Origin of the sequence: Pseudochelatococcus contaminans, assembly GCF_014195635.1 — a bacterium.
In the GTDB taxonomy this organism is placed as follows: domain Bacteria; phylum Pseudomonadota; class Alphaproteobacteria; order Rhizobiales; family Beijerinckiaceae; genus Pseudochelatococcus; species Pseudochelatococcus contaminans.
The window spans coordinates 1-9,706 of the sequence record NZ_JACICC010000029.1 but is presented as its reverse complement, the minus strand read 5'-3'; the positions used below and the strand labels follow the sequence as shown (position 1 = coordinate 9,706).

General features: G+C 64.0%; 9 protein-coding genes. 5 read left to right on the top strand and 4 right to left on the bottom strand.

The window, feature by feature from the left end; genetic code table 11:
• Positions 1-158: 158 nt before the first annotated feature.
• From FHS81_RS18230 to FHS81_RS18215, 4 genes are read left to right on the top strand one after another with little or no spacing between them, the layout of a single operon-like run.
• Entirely contained in the window at positions 159-1,598 is a 1,440-nt protein-coding gene (locus FHS81_RS18230) for a tyrosine-type recombinase/integrase (protein ID WP_012092607.1), read from the top strand.
• A 41-nt stretch (positions 1,599-1,639) separates the two neighbouring features.
• Positions 1,640-3,406, top strand: a complete 1,767-nt coding sequence (locus tag FHS81_RS18225; protein WP_018429582.1) for a hypothetical protein — start codon at positions 1,640-1,642, stop codon at positions 3,404-3,406.
• A 14-nt stretch (positions 3,407-3,420) separates the two neighbouring features.
• The gene (locus FHS81_RS18220; RefSeq protein ID WP_246375093.1) at positions 3,421-5,547 is read left to right on the top strand and encodes a hypothetical protein; all 2,127 of its coding nucleotides are present in this window, start codon (positions 3,421-3,423) and stop codon (positions 5,545-5,547) included.
• Positions 5,544-5,918 carry a hypothetical protein gene (locus FHS81_RS18215; RefSeq protein WP_012092604.1) on the top strand — a complete coding sequence of 125 codons (375 nt, stop codon included), beginning with the start codon at positions 5,544-5,546 and terminating at the stop codon, positions 5,916-5,918. Before FHS81_RS18220 ends, FHS81_RS18215 begins: the two co-directional genes overlap by 4 nt.
• A gap of 12 nt (positions 5,919-5,930) precedes the next feature.
• Here the strand turns inward: FHS81_RS18215 and merBA are convergent, their stop codons facing one another.
• Genes merBA through FHS81_RS18195 form a run of 4 tightly spaced genes read right to left on the bottom strand, consistent with a single transcriptional unit; the run spans position 5,931 to position 9,153 of the window.
• Complete coding sequence (gene merBA / locus FHS81_RS18210) at positions 5,931-8,168, bottom strand: bifunctional organomercurial lyase/mercury(II) reductase MerBA (protein ID WP_012092603.1); 2,238 nt, start codon at positions 8,166-8,168, stop codon at positions 5,931-5,933.
• Entirely contained in the window at positions 8,165-8,413 is a 249-nt protein-coding gene (locus FHS81_RS18205; protein WP_012092602.1) for a hypothetical protein, read from the bottom strand. Before FHS81_RS18205 ends, merBA begins: the two co-directional genes overlap by 4 nt.
• Positions 8,414-8,707: a heavy-metal-associated domain-containing protein gene (locus FHS81_RS18200; RefSeq protein ID WP_012092601.1), complete on the bottom strand. Its 294-nt coding sequence runs from the start codon at positions 8,705-8,707 to the stop codon at positions 8,414-8,416. It abuts the gene before it with no gap.
• A 20-nt stretch (positions 8,708-8,727) separates the two neighbouring features.
• Entirely contained in the window at positions 8,728-9,153 is a 426-nt protein-coding gene (locus FHS81_RS18195; protein WP_012092600.1) for a mercuric transporter MerT family protein, read from the bottom strand.
• An 85-nt stretch (positions 9,154-9,238) separates the two neighbouring features.
• Between FHS81_RS18195 and FHS81_RS18190 the strand changes: the two genes are divergently transcribed.
• Positions 9,239-9,679, top strand: a complete 441-nt coding sequence (locus FHS81_RS18190) for a MerR family transcriptional regulator (RefSeq protein WP_012092599.1) — start codon at positions 9,239-9,241, stop codon at positions 9,677-9,679.
• Positions 9,680-9,706: the final 27 nt, after the last annotated feature.

Here is a 9,706-nt window from a genome sequence, read left to right as displayed (position 1 = left end):
TTATCCTGACTCTGTGTTCTGTCTTACCGCTGTGACGTTCGCAGCACACGATCAACGTTGACGACATTCCCCTTCGCTTGAGGTGAGGCGATGCGATTTTCCCGCCGGGACGGGCTCGAGCCCGTCCCGGCGGGAAAATCGCGGCCGAGGAGAACAGGATGCCCCAGCTCTTCTTCACGGATCTTTCGACGCTGCGGCAGTCTGTTACGGTTGATGGCGTCGTCCACAGGCTGTCGGTGGATGAAGTCGCAGCCGCCGAGAAGCTGAACCTCGTGGACGGCATGCCGTTCATTCTTGGCGATGACGACAGCTACGATCACGACCTGAACCGGTTCTTTCGAGCTTGCCCCACGTTGGGGGTTCGTTCGCCCAACAGCTTGCGCGCCTATGGTTGGGATATCCTGATCTGGATGCGCTTTCTTGCCGAGCGCCGAGACAACAGAGCCCTCTGGGCGGCTGATCGGCACGATGTCGCAGCCTTCCATGCGGCGCGACGTCTGGCGCTTCCTCCGGCGCGCATCTCGGCCGCGAGCTGGAACCGGTCGGTAGCAGCGCTCGACAAGCTTTACCGATGGGCTCTTGAAGAGGGAATGATCGCCAAATCGCCTTTCACCTATCGGCAATCATGGCGACGGACGAACGGCGGCGGGGCCATAGCGGTCGCTGCCAATGTTGCCACCGAGCGCGGCGCACGGACACGCGATATCCGGTTCCTTTCCCTGGATCGGTATCTCCTGTTTCGCGAGATCGGCTTGCGTGGTCGTCTTCCAGACGGGAGCGAGGATCCCACCTGGCAGGGCCGCAACAGCGAGCGCAATGCGTTGTTCGCCGAATTGCTCGTCACGACGGGCCTGCGGCTCCAGGAAGCGGCAAGTCTGCTCTGGATCGAGTTCCCGAGGACGGAGCCGGTCGGTGCATTGAGGAGCCGATCTTTCCGACTGGCGCCGGCCATTGCCAAGGGTAGCAAGGGGCGCGAGATCCGCTTGCCCGAGCGCGTGCTGAAGCGTCTGCATGAATACGCGGCGTTGGAACGGACCAATGTCCTCATGCGCCTTTCGCAACCGCGCAATAGGTCAATCGAACATCCGATCCGTGTCGTCAGCCACGATCGGGGAAGGCTCCTTCTGGAAAAGGACACAGTTCGAGCCAGTGTCGACGTGCTGGCGCCGCGCGAACGCAGCCGCTTGGTATGGGCGGAAACATCCGAACCATTGTGTCTTTGGCTGGCGGAAGGGGCGCGGCCCATGCCCCCGGCCGCTTGGGAGGTGGTCTTCCGGAGGGCAAGCGTACGGTGCAGGCGGTTCGGGATCGACCTCGACGTCACTCCGCACATGATGCGCCACACCTTTGCGGTTCATATGCTGTCGCTGCTCGTGCGTGAACAGATCGGATGGGTACTCGACGAACGCCGATCCCATATCGGCGCGGCGTACCGCCGCTTGATTGGCGATCCTCTTCTGAAGTTGCAGCGTTTGCTGGGCCATAGCCGCATCGAAAGCACTCACATCTACCTGGATTGCATGGAAGAAAGCCAGGAAATGATCGACGCTGCGGTCGAGGCCTGGGAACTGCGCGTTAATGCTGGTGGACCCCTGTGATGAAACGCGGTCGTCGTGCCACCTTCCCAGTTGGAATCGAATTGTTCGACACTCAAGAGGAAAATCCGCAAAATCCGCTCGTCTTCGTCCTTCGGACGGAAGATGCCGGGAGGATCGACGTCAATCTGTCTTCCTGGCCGCTGACGGCGCTGACCCATGAGGTTGCGCCATTCCTGCAGGAGTATCTCCACCGGATGGGGCCGGCACCACTCTGGAAAACCGCAGGCACCTTTATCCGCCGTCTGCGGCGGTTCTGGCTGTTCCTGGAAGGGGCGTCGGTAAAACCTCGTCGTCTCGACGACTTAACTCCGGCGGTAATCAATGCCTATGAGGACTGGCTGGAGCAGAACGGCGGCGAGCGACCCAATCAGCGCAATGTGCTCGGTGCTCTGATCGGGGTGCTGCGCGTCGCCGCCGAGCTCAATCCTGAAAGGCTTCCGCCCGAAACACTGTTGCGCCTGAAATACATCGGTCACGGCGAGCACGGCGTCTCAAAGCCGCGCGATGCCTACAGTGGGAGGATTGCCTCGACGTTGCTGCAGGCAGCGATGCGCCAGATCATCGAGGCTCGCGACCGGATAGCGACGGGCGAGGCTCTGCCTCCCCCACTTCTGGATGTAGGCCGTGATCCAGAATTGCGCCGTCGCTATGACCTAGTGGTCGAACAGATTGTGACGGCGGGAGTAGTCGCCGGGGAAGGCGCGCTGTTCGACAATCTGCGCTACCACGCTCATAGATGCGGGCTCGAGCCGCCTCCGGTCGAGGAACTGCATGCCGGCTTCCATCTGACCCGGTACGATGTCGTCGGCTTCCTCGTCTGGCTGTCCTTGACGACCGGCATGGAGATCGAAGCGCTGCGTGGGCTTGAGGCTGACTGCTTGCGCAATCCCAACCGGGGTTATGTCGAGATCGAGTATCGAAAGCGGCGCGCGCATCATGCCCAGTGGAAGCGCTTGCGTGTCCGCGATGGCGGACGGGAGACGCCCGGAGCCGTCCTGCGGCTGGCGATCAAGCTGACGGAAAAGGCTCGGCAGCACACTGGATCGAGCAAGCTCTGGATCACCTGGAAGCCGGGGCGCCTGTCGTCGCCGAAAAAGCTGGGGACCTGCGTGGCCGCGTTTGTCGAGAAGTACGGAATCGTCGATGACGCCGGAAAATCGCTGGCGCTCAATCTCTCCAGGCTGCGCAAGACCCAGAAGGCTGACTGGTATAAGCGGACCGGAGGGCAGTTGGAGAACTTTGCCGTCGGCCACACGGTAGCGGTGGCGGCCAACCATTATGCCGACATCCCCGCCCTTCGGCATCTGCATGAGCAGACGATAGTCGAGGCACTGACCGACGCGATGGCGCCGGCTCTGCGACCTTGGATCGTTGTGCCCGCGGATGAAGCCCGGCTGCGAACCTCAGCCGACGCGACCGGGCTGCCGGTGCCGTCGGAAAAGATCGGCCCGCTCCTGGACGGAGAGCAGGATCTTTGGCTGGCGGCGTGCAGCAACTTCCGCGTCAGCCCTTTCGGTCGGGAAGGCGAAGCCTGTCCGACGCCGTTCTGGGGGTGCCTGGAATGCTCCAACGCGGTCATTACCGCACGGAAACTACCGGCGCTGATCGCGTTCCAGGCGTTCATGGACGAGCTGCGGGAGGCGTTGCCTTCTGGCGACTGGAACGAGAAATTCGATCGGCCATACCGCAGGATCACGGAGCAAATTCTGCCGATGTTCCCGTCCTCCGTCGTCGGAGGCGCACGGGTTGAGGCGGCAGAATCCTCGGCGCGGTTGCTCTATCTTCCGCCGGAGGCTTACGGCTCATGACCACTACCTCTCCTTTGAACGATGAGCGTGCCGTCTCACGCCTCAGGGTCGATGACGACATCGTTTTGGCTTCGATGCCTCTCAGGGATGGTACCGACCGAGCGGCGCTCTCGCGGTTCGGCGATGATGTCTGGGATATGGCGCCGGCGATGTTCAACATGGCCAGAAAGGCCTTTCGAACGGTCGACTTCGGCGTGATCCCCTGCGCGGCAGAGCGGTTGCTTGCGAAGGAATACATCTATGCCTGGATGAATGAACGGCGCGCCGACGGTGAGCCGCGGTTGCGGCCAGTCTCCGGCCATACTGCGCTTGCGACGCTGCGCCGGTTCCTGGACTTCGTGCGCTCGCGGATCGGCAAGCTCGATCTGGCAAACGTCGATCAGGATTTGATCGATGCATACGCGACCCATCACCGGGCGCGGCCGATCACGCCGGGGCGCGTGGGTGTGTGCCTCAGGCCCATCGTCCAGCTTCATCGCCTGGCGCCCTATCTGACGTGCGGTGGCATCACCTTCACCCCGTGGCGCGGCCGACCGGTCTATCGGGCAACCGGCCAGGGAACGCGCTGTTCGGAAAACCGGACCGCGCGCATCCCGGAGCCGGTCATCGGCGCAATGCTGCGATGGGCCTTGAAATATGTCGAGCACCTCTGCGACGACATCTTCACTGCCCGGGCTGAAGCCGATGCACTGAACAGCCGGTTCGCAGCACGCTCGCGCGCCCGCCACACGCGGCCCGCGGTAATGCTGGCCTCCTGGATCGACAAGCGTCGCGAGGAAGGAAGAGGCATTCCTGTCTGGGAAAGACCTCTTTCGATCGGGGGGCTGACCGGCAGATTGTCGCGGGGCGGCAGGTTTGATGGCGAGGTCATCAATCTGAAGCTCCTGACGATGCAATGCGGGCTGCATCTCACCACCGTCCACAAAGATCCGGCCCTGTTGTCGATGGTTCATGATGCTGTCGACGAGCTTGGGTTCGAGGTGGGCGGGATGGACACGCCGATCTCCCCGGATCCCGACACGGGGCGACCGTGGCGGGAGCGCTTCGATGCCATCAGCCTGGCGCGGGAAGAACGGCACCTGCAGACGGCCGCCTATATCGTGTGTTGCTATCTGACGGGCATGCGCGACGGTGAGGTGCAGTCGCTGCGATCCGGCTGCCTGAAACGGAATCTCGACCGGGACGGGCGAACAGAAAGGCTGGCGATCGAGGGCGTGACCTGGAAGGATCGCGGCGCTCGCGGCGAACAGGTCGAATGGATCACCATCGAGGCCGCCGTCCAGGCGATCCGGGTTGCCGAGCGTCTTTCGGAACGATTCCGCCGGAATGCGGGGACAGAGCGGCTATGGCTTGCCCTTGACGACCGCGAGACGAACAATGCCGAGACGCCGATACTCATCGCCAAGAAGATCAACCAATTCCGAGAACATCTCGATGAGCGATATGGCGCGGACGATAGTCCTGTGATCCCCCGAGTGGGAGAAGACGTCTGGCGCTTCAACACCCGTCAGTTCAGGCGAACGCTGGCCTGGTACATCGCGAACCGGCCCTTCGGGGTTGTCGCCGGCAAAATCCAGTACAAGCACGCCTCCGTGGCCATGTTCAACGGCTATGCCGGCTCGTCCGCATCCGGCTTCAGGCAGGAGGTCGAACAGGAACTGGCGCTCGGACAACTCGACGACATCATCGACTACTTCGAAAACCATCGACGCGGTCACGGTCCAGGCGGACCCGCCGGTAAGCGCGTCGGCGTGGAACTGGAGCGGGTCGGCCGCGAACTCGGCCCGCTTCCGGGGCAACTGGCCGATCGCAAGCGCCTGAAGGCGATGCTGGCGCATCTGGCGCGCACGCTGCATGTCGGATATCTGAACGACTGCTTCTTCGACCCATTGACGGCGCTCTGCCTGCGGGAGTCTGAGAAACCTTCAGCCTCGGTGCCGGTCCTGTCGCGATGCGCGCCCGACCGATGTCCCAACGCCTGCCTCGTCGAGCGACATCTCCCGCCATGGGAAGCCTCCATTGCACAGGCGGAGGATCTTCTCGCCGACAAGCGTCTCTCCCCGCTGCAACGCGAAGCGCTGCGCCTGGACAACGACAGAAAACGCAGGCTCATCGCGCCGTTGAAGGAACGCACATCATGAAGCCGGTCAGTGCAGCCACGGAACAGGCGCTTCGTGAGGCGATGGCGCGCCTCCTTTATGGGTGCCCCCGCGTGGCTGATGGCAGGCTGACGGTTGTGAATCTGGCCATCGAGGCAGGTGTCAGTCGCGCGACCGCGAACCGCGCTTCCGAGGTGCTGGAAGCCTTCCGCCATGCAGTTGCCGAGTCGAGAGCCCGGCGCAACGCGACGGATCGGCCGGCGGGGACGGCCCGGGCCGAACAGGAGCGGCGCGCCGTCGAAACCGTGCTCGCCCAGCATCGTCAAGTCCGCGCGCTGTGCCAGCTTATGGAACGGCGGCGCGATAACCGCACCGCCGACGTCATACCGATCATCGGCAGGAAACGCCCTTGACGCCGATTGTGCTCACCCGGCGCAGCAGGAGAGTTTGGCGATGTCCTTGCCGAACGAAAGTGCTGCGAGCTTCAGCCCCTCGACCGTGGTGAGGTAAGGAAAGATCGTGTCCGCGAGGTCATCGACGGTGAGACCCTGGCGGATCGCGAGAGCCGCGGTCTGAATGCTGTCGGCACCTTCCGGCGCGAGGATGTGGGCGCCGAGCAAACGACCGCCAGCAGCATCGGCCACGAGCTTGATAAGCCCACGAGTGTCGCGGGCGGCGAGTGCGCGCGGCACCTGATCGAGACCGATCGTCGAAACGCGGATCTCATGCCCGGCCGCACGCGCCGCCGCCTCGGTGAGACCTACGCTTGCGACCTGCGGATCGGTGAAGACGATAGCGGGCATGGCGCTGTTATCGTAGCGCAGGCTGTCGCCATTGAGGGCGTTCTTGGCGGCGAGCTTGGCGCCATAGGCGGCCATGTAGACGAACTGGTCGCGGCCGGTGACGTCGCCGGCGGCATAGACGCCAGCCTTGGTCGTGCGCATGCGGTCGTCGACCACGATGCCGCCCTTCGCCGAGACGGTGATCCCGTGCTCGGCCAGCCCAAGGCCTTCGATGTTGGGCGTGCGGCCCGTGGTGATCAGCACCTGATCGGCGTCGATCTGGACATCGTGACCGTCACGCGTGACGGTCAGTGACGCTCGGCCCTCGGTTTTGCGGATCGCGCGGTAAGCGATGCCGGAGATAACGGTGATGCCTTCATCCTCGAAATACCCCGTGAGCGCCGCGCCGATCTCGGGCTCGGCCTCGGGGAGCAGTCGGGACCGGCAGACGAGGGTCACCTTGACGCCGGCACGGGCGAACATCTGGGCGAGCTCCGCGCCGATATAACCGCCGCCGATCACCAGCAGCGATCGCGGCAGTTCCTCGAGGTCGAGCGCCGTCGTACTGGTGAGATACGGTACGGTCTCGAGGCCAGGAATAGCAGGAACTGCCGGCCGCGCGCCGGTTGCGATAATGATCTTGCCAGCGGCAATACGCGCGCCGTCAACTTCGACACCGCCGTCGAGGAGGCGAGCCGGCCCGTCGCGATAGGCGATACCATTGTACGCGGGGAGCAGGTCCGCGTATTTGGCCTGGCGCAGCCCAGACACGAGCGTGTCCTTCTGACGAACGGTTCCGCGCCAGTCTGTCAGTTCGGCTTCAGCAGTAATGCCGGCAAAACGTGCCGCCACGCGAGCGTTATGAAGCGTCTCGGCCGCGCGGATCAGGGTCTTCGACGGCACGCAGCCGACATTGACGCAGGTGCCGCCGATGGTGCCACTGCCGATGAGCGCCACCTGTGCGCCCTGATCGGCGGCCGTGATCGAGGCCGAGAAGCCGGCCGAGCCGGCGCCGATGACGACGAGATCGTAAGCGCCTCCATTGCGACCGTTTGTGCGCAAGGGTCGGTTGGCGACCACCAGGCTCTTCGACGCCACATCGAGACCAGCGAGGCTCGGCCCGAACAGAGCACGGCCGGCTTCCAGTCCTTCCTCGATCGACAGCCGGAAACCTGGCTCGTCGGTGGAACGTTCGTCGCGCCAGGCGGAAAGATGCTCGTCCGAGCAGAAAAAAGCGGTCGTCGCGCAGAGCGAGCTCGCGGCGCAGCCGCCTTCATAACGGACGCTCTGCCACATGACGGCCGACTGTGGCTCGACGTCGGCGAGTGCCCGCCCTCGGTCCTGCGTGGTGATCCGGATCAGTGCGCCGCAATGGCCGCAGGGCGAGGCGATCGCGGTGTCGCGATCGGTCATGGCACCGATGCCCAGCGCGTCGACCGCGCACATTGCATTCAGCGTGCGTCCGTCCAGAGTGACCCGATGGCCGGTGTTATGATCGCTGAACGGATAGGCGCCGACGATCAGCTCGCCATCGAGAACGACGAGGTCGCGCCGGCGGAGCTCGTCGAGCAGTGGCCGGATGACCATCTCACTGAGTTTTGTACGCTCCGCAAGCGCGCTTATGGTCGGGGCACCCCCGTGGTCGGCGTAGAGTCGGAGCAACGCAACACGCACCCTGTCGGTGGCGGGATCGTAACCGCTCCAGCGATTGAGCACGTGGTCGGACCCGACCATCGCCTGCAGAGCGTTCTTGACCACAGGCGACGTGACCGCCGACCAATCCGGAAACGTTACGCCCGGTCGAACGGCAAAGCTCGCCAGTGTCGCGGGCTGAGAAACGGCCGGGTTGTCCCGGGAGGAGGTTGCACAGCAATCGTTCATGGCTTCACGCCTTCCTTGCGAATCTTCGTCTCATAGGCCGTGGCTCTTGCCCGGCGATGATGGGGCCCCCACGCGCCGAAGCCGAAGCCCGCGACGATCAGGGGAAGCACCACTGCACCCACACCTGTCAGCCACGTGCCAAGACCCGCCAGAGACAGGCCGACGGCGAGGAGCGGCGCCGCGCAGCAGATCGCGGCGAGGACGGCGCCAACGGCACCTGCGCGGATTACGGCGCGATCAGTCATCTAGCTGCCTTGCTGCGTCGGGTGGGCCGGATAACCAGCATTCATGCTGGCGGCTGCGATGGCATCGGTGCTCGTCTTAGCGTCGTCGAAGGTCACGGTCGCGGACTTCGCCTCGAAGGAGACGGTCACCTTCGCGACACCGGGGATTGCCGCCATCGTGGTCTTCACGATGTAGGGGCACGAGGCGCAGGTCATGTTGTCGACGGCAAACGTCACAGTGCGTTCGGCGGCGAAGGCGGCAGGCGCAGTCATCACCGACGCGATCAAAGTGAAAGCGCTCAAACTCTTCCTCATGGGGTAGTCTCCTCTTGGTGTCAGGCGGAAAGCAGCAGCGGCGCGACGTAGTCGAAGGCGAAAGCAGCGGCGACGAGTACGGTCGCGAACCAGAGCGCGATCTGAACGAGGCGGCTGGGGACGGCGCGCGTGCAGGCAGCCCCATCGGCACAGGCCTGTCGCGGCTTCCAGTAGACAAGGTAGAAGCCGTAGCCGAGCATGCCCGCCGTTGCGGCGACAAACAGTGGCTTGTAGGGCGCAAGCGCCGTCAGATTGCCGATCCAGGCGCCGCCGATGCCGAGGCTGAACAGGACGAGCGGAATGATGCAACAGGACGAGGCGGCGATGGCGCCGAGTATGCCGCCGACGGCGACCAGGCGCTGTCGCCCGGCCTCGCTTCGCTCTGGCGTCGTCAGGTTTGCCGCAGTCGGTGCAACGTCTGCTGGTCCGTGTCGGGATGCATTCATGTTCGACCTCGCTCTTCTTGTCGAAAACCTATCCAGGCGCTAATGTGCGGTCTGTAGCAACTACAGGGTCAAGGGGTATTTTTGGATGCGCGATCACGCTGGCGTGAAAGGCCTCAAGCGCGCCGAACTCGCACAGCGCACAGGGTGCAATCTGGAGACGGTCCGCTATTACGAGAAGGTCGGCCTCCTGCCGGAGCCGCCGCGCACGGCGAGCGGCTATCGCAGCTACGACAGCACCCACGAGCGACGGCTTCGCTTCGTCTTGCGGGCGCGCGAGCTCGGCTTCTCCCTCGATGAAGTCCGTGAACTGCTGCGCCTCGTCGACGAGCGCGACCAGCCCTGCGCCGAGGCAAGCGCCGTTGCCGCCGCGCATCTCGACGACGTGCGTGAAAAGATCGCCGACCTGAAACGCATGGAGCGAGTGCTGAAGGACGTGGTGGCCCAATGCACAGAAGGCAATCGGCGGGAATGTCCGCTGATCGAGACGCTGTTCCGGGAGCCGGCGAGCTCAGCGAAATGCCAGTGAGACAGCTTGACTGTTCAGATAAGCGCC

Bases quoted from the DNA above. Each gene is read 5' to 3' on its own strand.
- FHS81_RS18230 (WP_012092607.1), top strand. From the start codon at position 159: ATGCCCCAGCTCTTCTTCACGGATCTTTCGACGCTGCGGCAGTCTGTT.
- FHS81_RS18215 (WP_012092604.1), top strand. From the start codon at position 5,544: ATGAAGCCGGTCAGTGCAGCCACGGAACAGGCGCTTCGTGAGGCGATG.
- merBA (WP_012092603.1), bottom strand. From the start codon at position 8,168: ATGAACGATTGCTGTGCAACCTCCTCCCGGGACAACCCGGCCGTTTCT.
- FHS81_RS18205 (WP_012092602.1), bottom strand. From the start codon at position 8,413: ATGACTGATCGCGCCGTAATCCGCGCAGGTGCCGTTGGCGCCGTCCTC.
- FHS81_RS18200 (WP_012092601.1), bottom strand. From the start codon at position 8,707: ATGAGGAAGAGTTTGAGCGCTTTCACTTTGATCGCGTCGGTGATGACT.
- FHS81_RS18195 (WP_012092600.1), bottom strand. From the start codon at position 9,153: ATGAATGCATCCCGACACGGACCAGCAGACGTTGCACCGACTGCGGCA.
- FHS81_RS18190 (WP_012092599.1), top strand. From the start codon at position 9,239: ATGCGCGATCACGCTGGCGTGAAAGGCCTCAAGCGCGCCGAACTCGCA.